General features: G+C 68.8%; 18 protein-coding genes. All 18 read right to left on the reverse strand.

The genetic code is table 11. The features are described 5' to 3' along the window. Nucleotides 1-326: 326 nt before the first annotated feature. A complete protein-coding gene (tyrS, locus tag ACLQ3J_RS17595) occupies nt 327-1,604 on the reverse strand; it encodes a tyrosine--tRNA ligase (RefSeq protein WP_425904035.1) in 1,278 nt (425 codons plus the stop codon). 7 nt (nt 1,605-1,611) lie between these two features. Beyond that, a complete protein-coding gene (locus tag ACLQ3J_RS17600) occupies nt 1,612-2,238 on the reverse strand; it encodes a DNA-3-methyladenine glycosylase (RefSeq protein ID WP_169622997.1) in 627 nt (208 codons plus the stop codon). Between the two features lie 14 nt (nt 2,239-2,252). Beyond that, nucleotides 2,253-2,474, reverse strand: a complete 222-nt coding sequence (locus ACLQ3J_RS17605) for a Trm112 family protein (protein WP_169622996.1) — start codon at nt 2,472-2,474, stop codon at nt 2,253-2,255. A 41-nt stretch (nt 2,475-2,515) separates the two neighbouring features. Then, the gene (locus tag ACLQ3J_RS17610) at nt 2,516-5,503 is read right to left on the reverse strand and encodes an alpha/beta fold hydrolase (RefSeq protein ID WP_169652885.1); all 2,988 of its coding nucleotides are present in this window, start codon (nt 5,501-5,503) and stop codon (nt 2,516-2,518) included. Nucleotides 5,504-5,681: 178 nt separating this feature from the next. Beyond that, nucleotides 5,682-7,103, reverse strand: coding sequence for an argininosuccinate lyase (gene argH, locus ACLQ3J_RS17615; protein ID WP_296549944.1), 1,422 nt, complete (start codon nt 7,101-7,103; stop codon nt 5,682-5,684). Nucleotides 7,104-7,105: 2 nt separating this feature from the next. Continuing rightward, nucleotides 7,106-8,305, reverse strand: coding sequence for an argininosuccinate synthase (locus ACLQ3J_RS17620; RefSeq protein ID WP_169622993.1), 1,200 nt, complete (start codon nt 8,303-8,305; stop codon nt 7,106-7,108). A gap of 49 nt (nt 8,306-8,354) precedes the next feature. Further along, a complete protein-coding gene (locus tag ACLQ3J_RS17625; RefSeq protein WP_169622992.1) occupies nt 8,355-8,867 on the reverse strand; it encodes an arginine repressor in 513 nt (170 codons plus the stop codon). Nucleotides 8,868-8,869: 2 nt separating this feature from the next. Then, nucleotides 8,870-9,799 (reverse strand): ornithine carbamoyltransferase, encoded by a 930-nt coding sequence (gene argF, locus ACLQ3J_RS17630; RefSeq protein WP_169622991.1) that lies wholly within the window; start codon nt 9,797-9,799, stop codon nt 8,870-8,872. Nucleotides 9,800-9,805: 6 nt separating this feature from the next. After that, nucleotides 9,806-10,993: an acetylornithine transaminase gene (locus tag ACLQ3J_RS17635; protein ID WP_425904037.1), complete on the reverse strand. Its 1,188-nt coding sequence runs from the start codon at nt 10,991-10,993 to the stop codon at nt 9,806-9,808. Then, nucleotides 10,990-11,934: an acetylglutamate kinase gene (gene argB / locus ACLQ3J_RS17640; protein ID WP_425904150.1), complete on the reverse strand. Its 945-nt coding sequence runs from the start codon at nt 11,932-11,934 to the stop codon at nt 10,990-10,992. The genes ACLQ3J_RS17635 and argB overlap by 4 nt, the downstream gene beginning before the upstream one ends. A 23-nt stretch (nt 11,935-11,957) precedes the next feature. Next, entirely contained in the window at nt 11,958-13,190 is a 1,233-nt protein-coding gene (gene argJ / locus ACLQ3J_RS17645) for a bifunctional glutamate N-acetyltransferase/amino-acid acetyltransferase ArgJ (RefSeq protein ID WP_378528429.1), read from the reverse strand. 35 nt (nt 13,191-13,225) lie between these two features. Then, nucleotides 13,226-14,299 (reverse strand): N-acetyl-gamma-glutamyl-phosphate reductase, encoded by a 1,074-nt coding sequence (gene argC / locus ACLQ3J_RS17650; protein WP_422423549.1) that lies wholly within the window; start codon nt 14,297-14,299, stop codon nt 13,226-13,228. Nucleotides 14,300-14,363: 64 nt separating this feature from the next. Further along, a complete protein-coding gene (locus ACLQ3J_RS17655) occupies nt 14,364-14,780 on the reverse strand; it encodes a PspA/IM30 family protein (RefSeq protein ID WP_296549939.1) in 417 nt (138 codons plus the stop codon). A 76-nt stretch (nt 14,781-14,856) separates the two neighbouring features. Continuing rightward, complete coding sequence (gene pheT / locus ACLQ3J_RS17660; protein WP_296549937.1) at nt 14,857-17,343, reverse strand: phenylalanine--tRNA ligase subunit beta; 2,487 nt, start codon at nt 17,341-17,343, stop codon at nt 14,857-14,859. 49 nt (nt 17,344-17,392) lie between these two features. Continuing rightward, on the reverse strand, nt 17,393-18,463 hold the full coding sequence (pheS, locus tag ACLQ3J_RS17665; protein WP_169622986.1) for a phenylalanine--tRNA ligase subunit alpha: 1,071 nt from the start codon (nt 18,461-18,463) through the stop codon (nt 17,393-17,395). A 93-nt stretch (nt 18,464-18,556) separates the two neighbouring features. Beyond that, nucleotides 18,557-19,387 carry a TrmH family RNA methyltransferase gene (locus ACLQ3J_RS17670; protein WP_169622985.1) on the reverse strand — a complete coding sequence of 277 codons (831 nt, stop codon included), beginning with the start codon at nt 19,385-19,387 and terminating at the stop codon, nt 18,557-18,559. 38 nt (nt 19,388-19,425) lie between these two features. Continuing rightward, nucleotides 19,426-19,806 (reverse strand): 50S ribosomal protein L20, encoded by a 381-nt coding sequence (gene rplT, locus ACLQ3J_RS17675; RefSeq protein WP_169622984.1) that lies wholly within the window; start codon nt 19,804-19,806, stop codon nt 19,426-19,428. A 72-nt stretch (nt 19,807-19,878) separates the two neighbouring features. Continuing rightward, nucleotides 19,879-20,073 carry a 50S ribosomal protein L35 gene (gene rpmI, locus ACLQ3J_RS17680; RefSeq protein ID WP_072698932.1) on the reverse strand — a complete coding sequence of 65 codons (195 nt, stop codon included), beginning with the start codon at nt 20,071-20,073 and terminating at the stop codon, nt 19,879-19,881. Nucleotides 20,074-20,103 lie beyond the last annotated feature (30 nt).

A 20,103-nucleotide genomic window follows, 5' to 3' on the forward strand; every position in this document is an offset into this window, starting at 1 on the left:
GGATGATCGCACCAAATAATTGGCACTGACATTCATCGGCACACTGTTGAGTTCTCAAAGAACACGCACACACCATCGCGTTCCAGACTGTGTCTGACCCGCTCCGGGGCAACCGTTCCAATCTATCACCTTCGACCGGCGGACCGCAACTCGTGCGTTCCTCGATCTTCGGCTGTTCTGAGTGACGTTCAGGACACCACTGAACTCCGAACCTCTCGGTCCGGGGCGGTGTCCCTGTCGCTCGAACGAGGACTAAGTTACGCCCACGCTTCCGGGCCGTCAAATCGCCTGGTCAACGGCCCGGAAGCGAGTCAGAACCTTCGCGGTCAGCTGCGGTGCACGCGAACGCCGGCGAAATTACGCTTCCCCCGGCGGATCACGAGCCAGTGCCCGTGCAGGAGCTCTGCGTCGGACGGTGTCCACTCCTCCGACGAGACGCGGACGTTGTTGACCGACGCGCCGCCCTCCTTGACCGTGCGGCGCGCAGCGCCCTTGCTCTCGCACAGACCGGTCGAGACGAGCAGGTCGACGATGGTGTCGGGCTCCCCCGGACGCAGGTCCATCACCGAGGCCTCCGTGAGCGCCGCCGCAAGGGTGGGCTCGTCGAGGTCCGCGAGTTCCCCGCGCCCGAAGAGAGCGCGACTCGCCAATTCCACGGCTGCGGTGTTCGCAGCGCCGTGGACGAGCGTGGTCATCTCCGCCGCGAGCCGCTTCTGGGCCTCGCGTGCATGGGGACGCTCGGCCGTCGCGGTTTCGAGTTCGGCCAGTTCCTCGCGGTCGAGGAACGTGAACCACCGCAGGTACTTGACGACATCGGCGTCCGCGGCATTCACGAAGTGCTGGTACCAGGCGTACGGACTGGTCATCTCCGGGTCGAGCCACAGGCTTCCCCCGCCCGTGGACTTCCCGAACTTCTTGCCGTCCGAGGAGGTCACCAGCGGGACCGTCAGCGCGTGGACCGATGCTCCGTCGGTCCGTCGGTTCAGTTCGACGCCGGCGATGATGTTGCCCCACTGATCCGAGCCACCGACCTGGAGCGCGCACCCGTAGTCGCGGCGAAGCTGCACGTAGTCGTTCGCCTGCAGCAGCATGTAGCTGAATTCGGCGTACGAGATGCCGTCGCCTTCGAGCCGCCGCTTGACGGTGTCGCGTGCCAGCATCACGTTCACCGAGAAGTGCTTGCCGATGTCGCGCAGGAAGTCGACCGCCGTCAGGCGCCCCGTCCAGTCCAGGTTGTTCGCGACGACGGCACCGGTCGGCGAATCGTCGAAGTCCACGAAGCGTTCGAGTTGTCCCCGGATCCGATCCGCCCAGTCGGCGACGGTATCGGCGGAGTTCATCGTGCGCTCCCCCACGTCCCGAGGATCGCCGATCAAGCCGGTCGCTCCGCCGGCGAGGACGATCGGACGGTGGCCCGCGCGCTGGAATCGTTTCAGTGCGAGAAGCGGCACGAGGTGACCGGCGTGCAGGCTCGGTCCGGTCGGATCGAAGCCGGCATACAGGGTGATCGGACCTGCGTCGAGATCGCGTCGGAGTGCATCGAGATCGGTCGATTGGGCAATGAGCCCGCGCCAGGTCAGTTCGTCGAGAATGTGCTCAGTCACCGCTCGATCATCCCATTCGTGTTCGGAGTGCGGGCGCCCGTGGGCTCCGTCGATACGCCGAGACCCCCGGAGAGCCCGGAATCCACAGACGCCACGGCCGGTCTGCGGCGACGCTGATCCCGACGCGCGGGCCGGAGGCCACGTCGACGTCGTCCCGTCGCTCGGGCAGTTCGAGGCGAACCCGCGACCGCGGAGAGAATACGTCGAGACCGTTGTCGGAGATATCCAATCCCAGTGCCGCGGCGAGGTTTCCGGGTCCGCGTGCAAGCTTGTCGGACGGCATCCCCGGGGTCCGTCGCCGGCTCGCGCACTGTTCGCCGTCCACGATCTCGCCGCCGCGCAGCAACACGGCGGCGGCCACGCCGTCGGGTCCGACCGAGATGTTGGCGCACAGATGCAGGCCGTAGCTGCGGTAGACGTACAGATGGCCGGCGGGTCCGAACATCACGGCGTTGCGCGCGCTCGGCCCCCGATACGAATGAGCGGAGGGGTCGGGCCACGGACCGTCCTCCGGTCCGCCGTACGCCTCGACCTCGGTGAGCCGAATGGCGACATCGCCTACCCGGACCACAGCACCGAGCAGCGCACGAGCCGCCTCGACAGGGTCGAGGGATTCGAGGTACTGCGCGCTCATCGCGGCGGCGTCGGTCAGTCTCGGGTCCAGCCGGGAACACCCCGCGTGACGTAATCCTCGTGCTCTGCGTCACCGACGGCCACGGCCTCGTCGATCAGGAGCACCGGGATGCCGTTCTCGATCGGGTAGGCGCGGCGCAGCCGAGGGTTGTAGAGGACCGTGTCGTCGACGAGAAGCAGCGGCCCCTTGTCCTCGGGGCAGGCAAGAATGTTCAACAGCGTGGGATCGACGGCCACGGGGGTCCTTCCGACTTCGTACACAACGGAACGGGTTCAGCCTACCGGGCGGCGGGCGTGGCTCCCGCCGTGCCCGTTGCCCATTTCGTGGCGACCGCCTTGGTGAACCGCTTGTAGGTGCCGGTGTCCCGGTCCGCGTACCACGAGCGAACGGTCGGGGTCGGCAGGCCGTGTTCGCGCAGCTTGTCGGCGGCGGGACGGTAGGACGGCCCGATCGGGATGGACGGGACGATGTGCACCAGATCGGGGCGCTCCGCTTCGGGAACGACGTCGAGAGCGGCCGTGATCTCCGCTGCCGTCGGGGCCTTCTTACCGCGCAACGTACACGCGGCCACCGCGATATCGCTGTCCCCCAGAGTGATTCCGTACGAGACTGCAAGATCGATACGCGGAATCATCCCGAGCATGTCGATCACCGGCTGCGAGTACACCGGTCCGTGCGCGGTGACGACCACCCCGCGTTTGTTGTCGAGAAGCCAGTAGTCACCGTCCGCGTCACGGCGGAACAGGTTTTCGGTGGCGATCCACACGTCACCCGGTTCGAACACACCGCGCATGACGTCGCCGAGCGCTTCGTTGGACGCACCAGGTTTGCCGAGGAGAAGTCCGACCTCGCCGTCGGCGCACGAGCGTACGAAGCCGCGGTCGTCTTCGATGAGCCGTCCGGTGAGCGGGTCGTAGGCCGCGAGACCGACCGCAGCGCTGCCGGGGAGCGGGCGTCCCTTAGATCCCACTTTCGAACCCGACACGTTGGCGAGGATCACGTCGCCTTCGGTGGACGCGTAGAACTCGACCACCCGCGCGGGAGCAAAACGTTCGAGGGTGCGCCACCACAGCCCGGGCGGCATGCCGGAGCCGATGAACAACCGGATGGGGTGACTGGCGTCGATGTGCAGGGAAGGGCTGTCGAGCACCTCTCGCATCATCGACCACGTGTACGTGACCACCGTGACGCCGTAGCGATGGACTTCCTCCCCGAACTTCGCCGGGTCCAGTCCGTTCGACAAGGCGATCCGCGCTCCACCCGCCAATGCACCGCCGAAGCTCACGAGCAGGCCCGACGAGTGATGCAGCGGTGCCAGGCAATACATCGTGTCGCGGCGGCCGAGCGACGCAGCGGTCGCCGTACCGAACGCCGACAGCGCCCAGCGATAGTTGGTGACCCGCTTGGTTTCGAGCGTCGGACCACTCCCCACGAAGAGCACGAACGCCAATTCGCGGGCGAGGCCCGGATCCGGGACGTACCAGCCCGGCAGGTGCACCCCGGAGATGTCGGTCCGCTCGAGATCGACGACGTCGGCGCCGGGCTCGACGTCGAGGTCGCGGACGTCGCCTCCACCCAGCACGAGAACCGGCAGGCCCGTGCCGATAGCGAGGTCGAGGTTTTCCGGGTCGGAGACGAGTTTTTCCACACCGCCGAGTCGGGCGGCGGCGGCCGCGTCCGGTCCGGGGGGGATCAGGACCGATACCGCGCCGAGACGGGAGACGGCGGCCACCGCCGCCATGGCGCTGGGCCGGACGTTCATGAGCACACCGACACGCATCGCCGGCCGGACGCCGTTGTCGACCAGACCGAGAACGATGTTGTCGATACGGCGGTTGACCGCTTCGTAGGTGTAGACCCGGTCCTCGAAGATGAAGCACTCGCGCTGAGGCCCTCTCCTCCCCTGTTCGGCGAGGAGGCTGCCGACGGAGACACGGGTGCGGGGCTGGATCTGTCCCAGGCGGGCGAGACGCGGAAGTGCTCGCGCGGCTTCGCCCGACAGGTCGCGGGCACCGCGCACCGCGCCGGTCGCGACCTCGGCGATCCCCTTCCCGATATCGGCGCCGACATCGGCGAGCGTTGCGACCGTGTGCGCCACCCGGCTACTGATGGAGACGCCGGTCGCGCCCTCGTCGCTCGGCTCCGGCGCGGTCATGGGACTGACCCCGACGGGCCGGTCCCCGATTCCCTCCCTCCACTGCACCCATTCGCTCGTCGCAGGCCACGTCTGTTGCGCTGCAACGGATCCGACGACGAGACCGAAATGGCCCGCGCGGAGCGAATATTCGTAGACCTCGGCGCGCGGCGACGCTCTGCGAATTCCGCGTACTGCGAGAGGCTGGCCGATGTCGTCGACTTCTCCGAGGAACGCGAGGATGGGGCAGGTGATCTCCGCGAGCGTCACGGGCTTGTCGTTGATCACGAAGCCCCCGCTGACCATGCGGTTGTGCGCGACGAACTGGCGCAGCAGGTCGGCAACCGCGGGTCCGGACCACGCGACCCAGCCCTCGGTGTCGAGGAACCTGCGCTGGGGCTCCCGCGGAAGGAGAGCTTCGCGGTCGTGGAGCTGCCGGAGGAAGTCGATACGCGACCGCACCGTCTTGACCGGGTCGAGGAACTGGAATCCGGTACGAGCCATCCAGCCTGTGATCGCGAGACGGTTGAAGACGTGATCGGCCAGGAAATCGGCCGAGAGTGTCGCCACAGGGCCGGGGATGCCGAAGGGCAGTGCGGCGAGGGTATCGACGGGACTGCCGAAGGTGATGAGGCTGGCGATGTTGCGGCTGCGGCGATAGGCGGCAGCCTGGTAGCAGAACATGCCGCCCTGCGAGTAACCCCCGAGGTGGACGTCGCGTCCGGTGTACGCGTGAATCCGGTCGACGATTTCGTCGAGAGCGAGGATGTGGTCGGTGAGGGTGCGGTCCCACCCGCCTTCCTCTTGGTCGGGCGAGCCGAAGTCCACCACCCAGGGATCGAGTCCCGCGGCGTGCAGGACACCGACCGCACCGCTGTCGCGGGTGACGTCGTAAACGTCCGCGGACATCATCATCGGCGGCACCAACACCACGGGTGGACCGGACGCGGCGGTGTCCGAGTCGGGGAAATAGCGCCGGAGACGGTACATCCCGCACCGTTCGACGACCTGATACGGAGACGACGAGGTGCCCGGTTCGAGCCCCCCGAAGCGGATGACTTCGAGACCGTTCTGCGCCGTCGCGATGAGCCGACGCATCGGTCCGGTCACCGCTCTACCGTCCAGTCCCACGATCGCTTCCCTCCACGATGCCCATGACCCCGGTACATGACGGGTGTACGCGTAAGCCTGCCATATCCGTGATCCGGTCCCGGGCAATTCGGACGCCGCCCGGTCCCGGGCTATTCGGATGCCGCCCGGGACCGGAAGAGGAACAGACGCAGCGCGGCGCCCGCCTACGCGAGGGGCGTCAGGCCCGCACCCAGGCCCGCAGCGCCGCCGCGGTCTCGCGCACCCTGCCGAGTTGCTCGGCAACGCGGACTCCCGCGGTGCCGCCGCGAGCGTTCCGCGACGCGATGGAGCCCTCGACCGTGAGAACTTCACGCACCTGAGGGGTGAGTGCGGGATCGACTGCCGCGAGTTCGGCGTCGGTGAGGTCTTCGAGCCCCACCCCGCGCGTCTCCGCTGCCCGGACGCAGGCGCCGGCAGCTTCGTGGGCCACGCGGAACGGGACGCCCTGGCGCACCATCCACTCGGCGATGTCGGTCGCCAAGGTGAATCCGGCGGGCGCGAGTTCGGCCATCCGTTCGGTGTGGAACGTCAGCGTCGACACGAGCCCGGTGATCGCCGGAAGCAGAAGCTCGAGCTGGGCGACCGAATCGAAGACCGGTTCCTTGTCTTCCTGGAGGTCCCGGTTGTAGGCCAGCGGCTGTGCCTTGAGCGTCGCGAGCAGGCCCGTGAGGTTTCCGATGAGCCTGCCCGCCTTGCCGCGGGTCAGTTCGGAGACGTCGGGATTCTTCTTCTGCGGCATGATCGACGATCCGGTGGACCACGCGTCGGCGAGGGTGATGTACCCGAACTCCGGTGTGCTCCACAGGATCACCTCCTCCGCCATCCGCGAGAGGTCGACCGCGATCTGAGCGAAGACGAACGCCGCTTCTGCGGCGAAGTCGCGCGCACTGGTCGCGTCGATGGAATTGTCGGCGGCAGCGTCGAATCCCAGATCGGCGGCGATTGCCTCGGGGTCGAGCCCGAGGGACGAGCCCGCGAGCGCGCCCGACCCGTACGGCGAGACAGCCGTGCGCCGGTCGAAGTCACGCAGACGATCGACATCACGCAGCAAGGGATGCGCGTGCGCGAGCAGATGGTGCGCGAGCAACACCGGCTGCGCCGCCTGCAGGTGGGTCTTCCCCGGCATCACGGCGTCGGGGTGCGCGGCGGCCTGGCCTGCGATGGCCTCGACGACATCGAGCACACCGTCGCCGATACGCCGCGCGCTGTCGCGCAACCACATGCGGAACAGCGTCGCGACCTGATCGTTGCGGGAGCGCCCGGCGCGCAGACGTCCGCCCACCTCGGGGCCGACCCGCTCGATGAGACCGCGCTCGAGTGCGCCGTGCACGTCCTCGTCGGAATCCGACGGGACGAACGCGCCCGATGCGACATCGGCGGCGAGGCCCTCGAGCCCGTCGAGCATGGTCGCGAGGTCGTCGTCACTCAGTAGCCCGGCCCGATGCAGGATCTTGGCGTGCGCCTGGGACGCCCGCACGTCGTAGGGCGCAAGCACCCAGTCGAAGTGGGTCGACTTGCTCAATGCCGCCATGGCGGCGGCCGGTCCGGATTCGAACCGGCCGCCCCACAGCGCACCTTCGTTGGTGCCGTGGGTGGCCATGACTACAGGCCCAGATCGCGCTTCGCGGCGACCTTCGACGACAGGCCGTGGATCTGGACGAAGCCCTTGGCGTTGGACTGATCGAAGCTGTCGCCCTCGTCATAGGTGGCGAGGTTGAAGTCGTACAGCGATTCGGGGCTGCGGCGTCCGTTGACGGTGATGTGCCCGCCGTGCATGGCCATCCGGATGTCGCCGGTGACGCGTTCCTGCGTGTTCTGGATGAACGCGTCGAGCGCGTACTTGAGCGGGGAGTACCAGAGGCCGTCGTAGACCAGCTCGCTCCACCGCTCTTCGACACGGCGCTTGTAGCGGCCGAGCTCACGCTCGAGGGTGACGTGCTCGAGTTCCTGGTGCGCGGTGATCAGCGCGATCGCGCCGGGCGCCTCGTAGATCTCGCGGCTCTTGATGCCGACGAGGCGGTCCTCGACCATGTCGAGCCGGCCGACACCCTGTGCGCCGGCGCGCTTGTTGAGTTCCTGGATCGCCTCGAGCACGGACACGGGCTTGCCGTCGATCGCGACGGGACGGCCCGCTTCGAAGGAGACGATGAGCTCGTCGGGGGCCTGCCAGTTGAGGGTGGGGTCCTCGGTGTAGTCGTAGACGTCCTTGGTGGGGGCGTTCCACAGGTCCTCGAGGAAGCCGGTCTCGACGGCACGTCCCCACACGTTCTGGTCGATGGAGAACGGGGACTTCTTGGTGACGTTGATCGGCAGGTTGTGCTCGGCGGCGAAGGCGATGGCCTTCTCGCGGGTCCAGGCGTAGTCGCGCACGGGTGCGATGACCTGCAGGTCGGGAGCGAGGGCGCCGAAGCCGACCTCGAAGCGCACCTGGTCGTTGCCCTTGCCGGTGCAGCCGTGCGAGACGATGGTGCCGCCGTACTCCCGGGCCGCCTTCACGATGTGCTTCACGATCAGCGGGCGGCTGATCGCGGAGACCAGCGGGTAGCGGTCCATGTAGAGCGCGTTCGCCTGCACGGTGGGCAGGCAGTACTCGTCGGCGAACTCGTCCTTGGCGTCGACGACGACGGACTCGACGGCACCGCAGTCGAGCGCACGCTGACGCACCACTTCCATGTCCTCGCCGCCCTGACCGAGATCTATGGCGACGGCGACGACCTCCTTGCCGGTCTCCTTGCCGATCCAGCTGATGGCAACGGAGGTGTCCAGCCCGCCCGAGTAGGCGAGTACGACGCGATCGGCCATTGTCTTGTGCTCCTTCTTTTCTTTCGTGTACGTCTCTCGACGTGATGGTTCAGGCCAGTGATTCGAACAGGGCGGCCAGTTGGGCCCCTGTCATCGGTTCCCGGGCGATCACCGCAATGGTGTCGTCCCCGGCGATCGTGCCGACCACCTCCGGTAATGATGCCCGATCGAGTGCGCTGGCCAGATAGTGCGCTGCCCCCGGTGGCGTCCGGAGGACCGCGATGTTGCCGCTGGCGTCGGTGGAGACGAGCAGTTCACCGAGTAGCCGGGAGAGTCGATCCGTGCCGCCGGACACTCCGCGGACGGGGCTGCCGTCCTCGGGCACGATGTACACGCCCGCTCCCCCGTCTGCGCCGCGCAGCTTGACGGCACCGAGTTCTTCGAGGTCACGGGAGAGGGTGGCGGTGGAGACCTCGATGCCTTCGGCCGCGAGGAGTGCCGCGAGTTCGGTGTGGCTGCGCACCGCGCGGGTTGCCAGGAGCGCGGTGATACGCGCCTGCCGCGCGGCCCGAGTCGGGGCGGCGCTGCCGGCCCGTTCGACGGCTCCCTCCGCGGTGTTCACGTTCAGCTCCTGCGCTGCTCGAGCAGCCACACGAGCAGGGCCTTCTGTGCGTGGAGCCGGTTCTCGGCCTCGTCCCAGACGACGGAGCGGGGTCCGTCGATGACCTCTTCCGTGATCTCCTTTCCGCGGTAGGCGGGCAGGCAGTGCAGCACGATCGACGCGGGATCGGACAGTGCCAGCAGCGTGTCGTCGAGCTGGTACGGCCGGAAGGGGGCCTCGCGGTCCTTGCCGTCGACTTCCTGCCCCATCGACACCCAGGTGTCGGTGACGAGGACGTCGGCGCCGGTCGCCGCTGCATGGGGATCGTCGGTGACGGTGACGCTGCCGCCGGTCTCCTCTGCCCGCGCGCGGGCTGCGGCGACCACTTCCGGGTCGGGGGTGAAGCCCGTCGGGGACGCGATGGTGACGTGGAGGCCGGCGGTGACGCCTCCCAGCATCAGCGAGTTGGCCATGTTGTTCGCGCCGTCACCGAAGTAGGTGAGTTTCAGCCCGTGGGTGCGGCCCTTGTGTTCGCGGATGGTCTGGAGGTCGGCGAGCACCTGACACGGGTGGAAGGTGTCGGTCAGCGCGTTGACCACGGGCACGGTGGAGTGCGCCGCGAGGGTCTCGATGCGGTCCTGCCCGAAGGTGCGCCACACGACCGCTTCGGCGAACCGGGAGAAGACGCGCGCGGTGTCCTCGAGCGTTTCGCCTTTGCCGATCTGCGTGGAGCCGGCGTCCACGACGATCGCGTGACCGCCGAGCTGGGCGATGCCCGCGTCGAACGAGAACCGGGTGCGGGTGGAGGGCTTGTCGAACAACACCGCCACGCTGTAGGGGCCCTCGAGCGGACGCCGCGACAGCGGGGCTTTCTTGAGTTCCGCTGCCAGATCGAGGATTTCGTTCTGTTCGGCGGGAGTCAGGTCGTCGTCACGCAGAAGATGTCTCAGCACGGTGCTTCAGTTCCCTTCCCGGTCTGCGTTGTCGAGGATGGCGGGTAGCGCCGCGACGAAGCTTTCGGCCTGGCGCTCGGTGAGGATGAGCGGCGGCGCGAGCCGGATGACGTCGGGCGCCGGGGCGTTGACGAGGAACCCGGCCTCGCGCGCGGCGGCTTCGACCGCTGCGGACTTCGTGTCGGTGAGGACCACACCGAGAAGCAGGCCGGAGCCCCGCACGTGCGACACGAGGGGGTGTCCGAGGGACTCGATGCCGGTGCTCAGCGTCTTGCCGACGGCGTTGACGTGGTCGAGCAGGTTCTGCTCGTCGATGGTGCGGAGGACGGCGAGGGCCGCCGCGGCGCACACCGGGTTCCCACCGAACGTGGTTCCGTGCTTGCCCGGCTGGAAGAGGTCCGCGGCCGGCCCGGTCGCGAGGACCGCACCGATGGGCAGACCGCCGCCGAGACCCTTGGCGAGGGTCATCACGTCGGGCACGACTCCGGCTGCCTGGTGGGCGAAGAAGGTGCCGGTGCGGGCGATGCCGGTCTGGACTTCGTCGAGCACGAGCAGCGCGCCGCGCTCACGGGTGATGCGGCGGGCTTCCGCGAGGTAGCCCTCCGGCGGCACGACGACCCCGGACTCCCCCATGATGGGTTCGAGGAACACGGCGGCGGTGTTGTCGTCCACCGCGGCGTCGAGCGCGGCGATGTCGCCGTAGGGAACGAACTCGACGCCGGGGGGCATCGGCTCGAACGGTGCCCGCTTGTCGGGCTGACCGGTCAGCGCGAGGGCACCCATGGTGCGGCCGTGGAACGCCTTCTCACAGGCGATGATCTTCGGCCGGCCGGTGAGGCGGGCGATCTTGAAGGCCGCTTCGTTGGCTTCGGTGCCGGAGTTGCAGAAGAAGGCGCGCCCCGGGTGTCCGAAGTGCCCGAGGAGTTGTTCGGCGAGTTCCACCACCGGTGCGGAGGCATAGAGGTTGGACACGTGGCCGAGCTGCCCGAGCTGAGCTGTGACGGCCTCGAGGATCGCGGGATGCCGGTGGCCGAGACTGTTGACCGCGATGCCCCCGAGCAGATCCAGGTACTGCATGCCGTCGGCGTCGGTGACGACCGCGCCGTCGCCGGCGACGAGCGCCAGCTTGGGGACGCCGTAGTTGTTCATGAGCGAGCCTGCCCAGCGTTGCTGTAGCTCGGACGTGCCGGTCATGCGTTTCCTTCCGTGACGGGGAGCACCGTCGGGCTGTGCGTGCCGGTGCCCTGGGCAGGGGTGACCATGGTGCCGATGCCTTCCTCGGTGAACAGTTCGAGCAGCACCGAATGCGCCTGGCGGCCGTCGATCACGTGAGCGGTCGGTACCCCGCCCTGGACGGCGCGCAGGCACGCCTCCATCTTGGGGACCATGCCGGAGTCGAGGGAAGGCAGCAGTTCGGCGAGCGTGTCCACGTCGATGGACGAGGTCAGCGACGAGCGGTCGGGCCAGTTCGTGTAGAGCCCTTCGACGTCGGTGAGTACCACCAGTTTCTCGGCGCCGAGCGCCTCGGCGAGCGCGGCGGCGGCCGTGTCGGCGTTGATGTTGTGGACGACGCCCTGGATGTCGGGCGCGACGGTCGACACCACGGGGATGCGACCGGCGGCGATCAGGTCGAGGACGGCGGCGGGGTCGACGGTGGTGACGTCACCGACGAGTCCGATGTCGGTGTCCGTGCCCTCCACGACGACGGTGCGACGGGTTGCGGTGAACAGCCGCGCGTCTTCGCCCGAGATCCCCACGGCGTAGGGGCCGTGGGCGTTGATGAGGCCGACGAGTTCGCGGCCGACCTGGCCGAAGAGCACCATCCGCACGATGTCCATCACCTCGGGGGTGGTGACGCGGAATCCGCCGCGGAATTCGCCTTCCAGCCCGAGACGCCGCAGCATGGCGTTGATCTGGGGTCCGCCACCGTGCACCACGACGGGGTGGATGCCGACGGTGCGCAGGAACGCCATGTCGGCCGCGAACGCCGTTTTGAGGTCGTCGTCGATCATGGCGTTGCCGCCGTACTTCACCACGACGATCTTGTCGCGGAACTTCTGCAGCCACGGCAACGCTTCGGCGAGGACGAATGCTTTCTGCTGTGCGGACAGGTTCGCGATGAGGTCTGCGGCCATGTCGGCTCCGGTCACGTGCGCGGTCACGACGAGTAAGCCGAGTTCTCTTCGACGTACGCGTGCGACAGGTCGGTGGTGCGGATCGACACCTCGGCGTCGCCGAGCCCGAGATCGATGTCGAGCGCGATATCGATACCGGACAGGTCCACCTCGCGGGCGCCGGGGGCGCCGACGCCGCCGATGCACACGGGCTGCCCGTTGAACGTGACGGTGATCGTGTTCGGGTCGAGTTCGATCGGGGCGATCCCGATGGCGGCGAGCACCCGTCCCCAGTTGGGGTCGGAGCCGAACAGCGCGGTTTTCACGAGGCTGTCGCGGGCGACGGTCCGGGCGCCGATGAGCGCGTCGTCTTCGCTCGCGGCACCGCGCACGGTGACGGTGACGCGTTTGGTGACACCTTCCGCGTCGGCCATCATCTGGTCGGCGAGACTGTCGCAGACGGCGAGGACCGCGGCGTCGAGTTCGTCCTGTGTGGGGCTGACCCCGCTGGCGCCGGAGGCGAGCAGCAAGACGGTGTCGTTGGTGGAGGTCGCACCGTCGATGTCGAGTCGGTCGAACGTCTTCCGGCTGGCGTGGCGCAGCGCCGCGTCGAGTTGTTCCGGGGTGGCGACGGCATCGGTCGTGAGCACGCAGAGCATGGTGGCGAGCGCCGGGGCGAGCATGCCCGCGCCTTTGGCCATGCCGCCGACGTTCCAGTTCGCCGCGTGGTGGAGCGCCGCCTGCTTCGGGACGGTGTCGGTCGTCATGATCGCGTGGGCGGCGTCGGTGCCGCCGGAGATTCCTCCGGCGAGTTCGTGGACGATCTCCTGCACGCCGGTGAGGACCTTGTCCATGGGCAGCCGGTCGCCGATGAGCCCGGTCGAGCACACGGCGATCTCACCCGCGCCGGTCTCGGTGCCCCAGTTGCTCAGTGCGTCGGCCAGCGTTTCGGCCGTGGTGTGGGTGTCCTGGAATCCGCCGGGTCCGGTGCATGCGTTGGCACCGCCGGAATTGAGGATCACCGCGCGCAATGCGCCGGTGGTGAGGACCTGCTGGGACCACAGGACGGGAGCGGCTTTGACCTTGTTGGTGGTGAAGACGCCTGCCGCGGCGAGCTCGGGTCCCTCGTTGAGGACGAGGGCGAGATCGGCGTTGCCGTTGGCTTTGATCCCGGCCCGGATGCCGGCGGCGCGGAACCCTGCCGGGGCGGTCACGCCCTGGGTGCGGATGAGCCGTCCTCCGGCGATCTCCTCGGCGTGTGCGTACGCGGCGTCCACGCTGTCCTCCGTGGTGGTGCTGTCGGTCAGATCGGTCACGGCGCCACTCCTACGGTGGACAGGCCGGCGGCCTCGGGCAGCCCGAGCGCCAGGTTCATGGACTGGACCGCAGCTCCGGCGGTGCCCTTGGTCAGGTTGTCGAGCGCGGCGATCACGATCAACAGGCCCGCGTCGGGGTCGACGGTGACGGCGAGCTGAACGGCGTTGGACCCGATCACCGAGCCGGTGGCGGGCAGCACCCCTTCCGGTAGCAGGTGCACGAATGTTTCGTCCCCGTAGGCCTTTTCGTAGACGGCGCGCGCTTCCTCGGCGGTAGCCGTGGTCGGCGCCGTGCAGGTGGCGAGGATGCCCCGGGGCATGGGTGCGAGAACGGGGGTGAACGAGACGGAGACGTCGGTGCCGGCGAGCACCGAGAGATTCTGCTTGATCTCGGGGGTATGGCGGTGGGCGCCGCCGATGCCGTAGGCCCGCACCGATCCCATCACTTCGGAGCCGAGCAGGTCGACTCTCGGCGACTTGCCCGCGCCGGAGGCACCGGACACCGCGACGATCTGCACGGACGGTTCCACGATGCCGGCTGCGACCGCCGGAGCGAGAGCGAGCGACGCGGAGGTGGGATAGCAGCCGGGTACGGCGATGCGGGTCGCGCCGATGAGCTTGTCGCGCGCGCCGGGCAGTTCCGGCATGCCGTACGGCCAGGTGCCCGCGTGGTCGGTGCCGTACCAGCGCGTCCAGTCGTCGGAGGAGGTCAGCCGGAAGTCGGCGCCGCAGTCGATGACGACGGTGGTCTCGGGCAGTTGCTCGGCGATGACCGCGGAGTGGCCGTGCGGCAGGCCGAGGAAGACGACGTCGTGCCCGGCGAGGCTGTCGAGGTCGGTGGGTGCGAGAACCCGGTCGGCGAGCGGCAGCAGATGCGAATGGAATTCGCGGAGGGTGGCTCCGGCGTTGCTCCCGGCGGTGAGTGCACCGATGACGAGTGATCCGTCCTGGTACGCGGGATGGCCGAGAAGGAGGCGCAGGATCTCGCCGCCCGCGTAACCGCTCGCTCCCGCGACGGCCACCCGGAGCGGCGCCTGCGGCGTCGCCGTGAATACCGGTGAATTACCCATACGATTGATTATGCACGATGATGCAAACTATTTCATCCGGCTCTGGGTCACACCCAGTTCCGGGTCATTCCGAACGCAACGACCGCCGGATCTCCGCGAGCTTGTCGGCCGCGGCTGCCTGCCGCGCCTCGTACTCGTCGTCGAGGGTGCGCCCGGACACGCTTTCCCTCGCCAGTTCCTCTGCGCCGATCGCTGTCGCCGAACGGTGCTCGATCTTCTCTCGCACCGAGTCCAGCGTGGGCACGCCGTCGCGGGTGTACCCGGTGATCTCCTCGATCGTCGGCGCCCGCGTCCCCGAACCGACGGGGCCGGGATCGGTGGCCGGTTCGGGCTCGGCGGGCGGCACGTCCGGGATGTCCGGCGACGGCGGCACGTCGGGCACCGTGGGAGTCGCGGGTTCGGCCGGTGTGACGTCGGGCGCAGGCTCGTCCGGCGTCTCGGGCTCCGGTATCCGGCCGTGGTTCCGTTCGTCGCTACTCATACATCCAGGTTACGTCGGACGGACCGAGAGCGGGGGCGCCGAGCCGTGACCCGGCGCGCCCCCGCCGAGGACAACGTCAGCGACGCATCTCGGCACCCACGGAGGCAGCAGCCGCAGCGACCGCAGCGTCACGGGCAGCGCTCGCCTCGTCCTCGGTGAGCGTGCGATCGGGCGCCCGGAAACGCAACGCGAACGCGAGCGACTTGCGGTTCTCACCCACCTGCGCGCCTTCGAACACGTCGAACAGCCTGATGTCTTCGAGCAGTTCGCCGCCACCCGCGCGCAGCGCGGACTCGACCGACGCCGCCGGCACCTCCGCGTCGACCACCACCGCGACATCCTGCAGCACCGCCGGGAACGGCGAGACCACCGGAGCGGGCAGCGACTCGGAGATCGGGAGGGCGTCGAGATCGAGCTCGAAAGCACACGTGCGCGCCGGAAGGCCCGCCCGTTCGACGACGGCCGGATGCAACTCACCGGCGTGGCCGACGACCACCCCGTCGACGAGCAACTCGGCGCAACGACCCGGATGCCACGGAAGATATTGCGCCGCACGCCGTTCCAGCTGCACACCCGCGGCCCTGGCAATGGTCTCGGCGGCCGCGAAGGCGTCGGACGCCTCTGCCGCGCGTCCCGGTCCCCACGGTCCCGCGGGCTCACGCATTCCCGCGAGCGCACCGCCGACGTGCACGGGCTGCGCCGGGAGCGACTGCTCGAGGGTTGCGATCTCGTCGTCGCTGGGACGCCGGTCGACCGGCAACGGCGCGACCGCCACCGTGTCGGGACCCGGCTGCACCACCTGGGCGATGGAGAACAGCGCCAGGTCGCGCTGGCCACGCGAGACATTGCGCGCGAGCACCTCGAGGAGGCCGGGCAGCAGCGTGGTGGCCAGTTCCGGGCGGTCCGATTCGAGCGGGTTGAGCACCTTGGTGGTGACGCGGCGCGGATCGTCGGCGTCGAGTCCCCAGGTGTCGAACACGCCGGTGGGCAGGAACACCGGGGCGAGTACCTCGACGTAACCGTCGTAGGCGAGCGCCTTGCCGACGGCGCGGCGACGCTTCTGACTCGGCGTCAGTCCCCGTCCTGCGGGAGCGGCCGGGAGCACCGACGGGATCTGTTCGAGCCCCTCGAGGCGAAGCACTTCCTCGACGAGATCTGCGGGCTGACGCAGGTCGGGGCGCCACGACGGCGGCGTCACCACGAGCTGACCGTGACCGTCCTCGCCGACACCGACCTCCACGGCACACCCGATCTGGGTCAGGCGACGGGCGGCGGTGCCATTGGGGTAGGTGACCCCGGCGATGCGGTCCGGAAGGTCGATGTCCATCCGGATCGACACGGGTTCGGTCGGAACGACGATGTCGGTGAGGGTGGGCTCGACGGTGCCGCCGGCGATCTCGACGAGCAGCGCTGCCGCGCGATCGAGTGCGGCGCGGGCGACGGCGGGGTCGACGGTGCGCTCGAAACGCTTCCCGGCTTCACTGCTGAGCTTGTGACGCCGGTTGCCGCGGAACACGGCGAGCGGATCCCAGGTCGCCGCTTCGAGCAGGATGTCGGTGGTCGCGTCCCCGACTTCGGTGGTGGCGCCGCCCATGATGCCGGCGAGGGAGATGACGCCGGAGTCGTCACAGATCACGACGTCCTCGGGATCGAGGTCGCGCTCGACACCGTCGAGGGTGGTCAGCTTCTCCCCCGCCCGAGCTCGGCGCACGACGATATCGCCCTGCAGGGTGGCCGCGTCGAACGCGTGCAGCGGCTGGCCGAGTTCGAGCATCACATAGTTCGTGACATCGACGGCCGGGGAGATCGGGCGCACACCGGCGGTGTGCAGGCGCCGTTGCAGCCACCACGGGGACACTGCGTTCGGGTCGATGCCCGTTACCCGGCGTGCCGCGAACCGGGTGGCGTCGGTCTCCGGCTCGAGCCGGATCGGGTAGGCCTCGCCACCGTCGGCGGGCAGCGGGGTGACCTGAGCTGGGTCGACGAATTCGAGGTCGAAGCCGCAGGCGAGTTCGCGGGCCAGTCCGCGGGCGGAGAAGCAGTAACCGCGGTCCGGGGTGATGTTCAGTTCGACGACCGTGTCGCCGAGCCCGAGCAATTCGTTCGCATCCGCGCCCGGCTCGGCACTTCCCGGTTCGAGCACCAGAATGCCCGAGTGGTCGGTGCCGATACCCAGTTCGCTCACCGAGCAGATCATCCCGTCGGAGACCTGCCCGTAGGTCTTGCGGCTCGCGATGGCGAACCCGCCGGGAAGCACCGCGCCGGGGAGTGCGGCGACCACGAGGTCACCTTCGGCGAAGTTGCGGGCACCGCACACGATGCCGCGGGGCTCGTCTTCGCCCACCTCGACCTTGCAGAACCGGATGGGCTTCTTGAACCCCTCGAGTTCGGTGATCTCGGCGACCCGTCCGACGACCAGGTTGTCGATGCGTTCGAGGGTTTCGATGTCCTCGACCTCGAGCCCGACCCGGACGAATCCCGCGTCGAGTTCCTCGGGCGTGACGTTCCACTCCGGGGTGGCACGCTGCAGGATCTCGGTCAGCCAGGACTGCGCTATTCGCACTTGGGTTCAGCTTTCTCGTTCGTTCGGGGACGGATGGAGGTGGCGGGCGTCAGCCCTGCACACCGAAGGGCAGGGTGAAGCGCACGTCGCCTTCGACGATGTCGCGCATGTCGGGGATGCCGTTGCGGAACTGCAGCGTGCGCTCGAGACCCATGCCGAATGCGAATCCGGTGTACACGTCGGGGTCGATGCCCGAGGCCCGCAGCACATTCGGGTTCACCATGCCGCAGCCGCCCCACTCGACCCAGCCCGCGCCGCCCTTCTTGTTCGGGAACCAGACGTCCACCTCGGCGGACGGCTCGGTGAACGGGAAGTAGTTCGGACGCATCCGCGTCCGCGTCTCCGGTCCGAACAGGGCACGCGCGAACGCATCGAGCGTGCCGCGCAGGTGGCCCATGGTCAGACCCTTGTCCACCGCGAGGCCCTCCACCTGGGAGAACACCGGGGTGTGCGTGGCGTCGAGTTCGTCGGTACGGAATGTGCGGCCCGGGCACACCACATAGATCGGGATGTCGCGGTGCAGCATCGTGCGCACCTGCACCGGGGAGGTGTGGGTGCGCAGCACCTGACGCGACCCTTCCGGTGCGATGTGGAAGGTGTCCTGCATCGTGCGGGCCGGGTGGTCGGGCAGGAAGTTGAGGGCATCGAAGTTGAAATGCTCGGTTTCGACCTCGGGCCCTTCGGCGATTTCCCATCCCATCGCGACGAACACGTCGGCGACCTGGTCGGAAATGATGCTGATCGGGTGCCGGGCACCGAGCGGGCGGCGAGTCGCCGGCAGCGTCACGTCGACGGCCTCGGCGACGAGGACCGCCGCGTCACGCTCGGCCTGCAGTTCTTCCTTGCGGGCGTCGAATGCGGCCTGCGCGGCGGTGCGGTGGGCGTTGACCCGCTTGCCCGCGTCTGCGCGCTCCTTGCCCGGCAGCGAGCCGAGCGCACGCTTGGCGAGGGAGATGGGCGCCTTGTCGCCGAGATGGTCGACCTTCGCCCGCGCGAGCGCGTCGAGGTCGGCAGCGGCCGCGAACGCCTCGATCGCAGCCTTCTCGGCCGCAGCGAGGGCCTCCTCGGTCAAGGCGCTCGGATCGACTGCCGGCGGGGTGCCGCCTTCATTCTTGGCCACGACCGGTGCAACTCCTTCTTCGGGCGAACGATGGTTCGAAATGTTCTCGCGGGCGCCGCCGCGACCGGATGGTCGACGGCGCACCGACAAATCCTATGTGATGGGTCCGGAGGCCCGAGTCTGCACCGGGGGCCGGTGCTGCACCCGGGAGCTGGCGTACAGGCAGATCGACGCTGCGGTAGCGAGGTTGAGAGACTCGGCACGACCCCGGATCGGGATACGGACCCGATGGTCTGCCCGCGCGGCGACCTCCGGATCGAGACCGTGGGCCTCGTTTCCGAACAGCCACGCCGTGGGACGGGCCAGCAGTTCGTCGGCGTCGTCGAGTTCGACCTCGCCGTCGGCGGCCGTCGCGAGGATCTGCACGCCTGCGCCGGAGAGGGCGTCGAGAACACGCAGGGTGTCCCGCTCCCGCGCAACCGGCAGGTGGAAGATGCTGCCTGCCGACGCACGCACACACTTTCCGTTGTGTGGGTCCACCGAGTCGCCGGCGAGGATCACCGCGTCGGCGCCGACAGCGTCCGCGACACGGATCAGGGTGCCGGCGTTGCCGGGCTCCGCCATCGCGACGGGCACCGCCACGAGCCGGGGGCGCGGCGACAGTGCCGCCTCGAGAGGGACGTCGAGGGTGTCGCAGACGGCCACCAGTCCCGGCGGGGTCACTGTGTCCGACAGACGGGCGGCGGCTTTCTCGGTCACGGTGGCGACGCGCACCCCCGCGCGGTGCGCGGCGTCGACGCAGTCGCGGTAGCGCTCGGCCGCGGCTTCGGTGACGAACAGGTCGTGCACGTGACCGGCCGCGAGCGCTTCGGTGACGGAGTTCTCACCCTCGGCGAGAAACCGCCCGTTTTTGCGTCGTTCCGCGGCCCGCAAGAGTTTCACAGCAGAAACGACCCGCGGGGTGCGCTCGGTGAGCGGATCCACGGGCCGTTCCTGTGTTGTGTCGTCGTTCAGCGTCGTGCTCAGGCAGCCGGAGCGTTGACGTCGGCCGGCAGCGCAGCCTTGGCGAGCGCGACCAGGCCGGCGAATGCCTCGGCGTCGGAGACGGCGAGCTCGGCGAGGATCTTGCGGTCGACCTCGACACCCGCGGCCTTGAGGCCCTGGATGAAGCGGTTGTAGGTGATGTCGTTGGCGCGAGCCGCCGCGTTGATACGGCTGATCCACAGCTTGCGGAAATCACCCTTGCGGGCGCGACGGTCGCGGTAGGCGTAGGTCAGCGAGTGAAGCTGCTGCTCCTTGGCCTTGCGGTACAGACGCGAGCGCTGCCCGCGGTAGCCCTTCGAGGCCTCGAGAATCGAACGGCGCTTCTTCTGGGCGTTGACGGCCCTCTTCACGCGTGCCACTGGTTAAGTCCTGTCAAAGTTCGGGGGACGACATTGTTTCGTCCCCGGAGAGCGGGAAACGGTCGGGGAAGCTCAGAGGCCGAGCAGGCGCTTGACCCGCGGGGTGTCCGCGGGCGCGACCACTGCCACGCCGTCGAGACGGCGAGTGACGGTCGAAGGCTTGTGCTCGAGAAGGTGGCGGCGCCCGGCCTTCTGGCGCAGGATCTTCCCGCTGCCGGACACCTTGAATCGCTTCGCGGTGCCGCTGTGGGTCTTCGACTTGGGCATGGAGTCCTCAGTTCTTGTCGGTGTGTACAT

This window comes from Rhodococcus sp. DT1 (genome assembly GCF_049844875.1).
Classification (GTDB): Bacteria; Actinomycetota; Actinomycetes; order Mycobacteriales; family Mycobacteriaceae; genus Rhodococcus.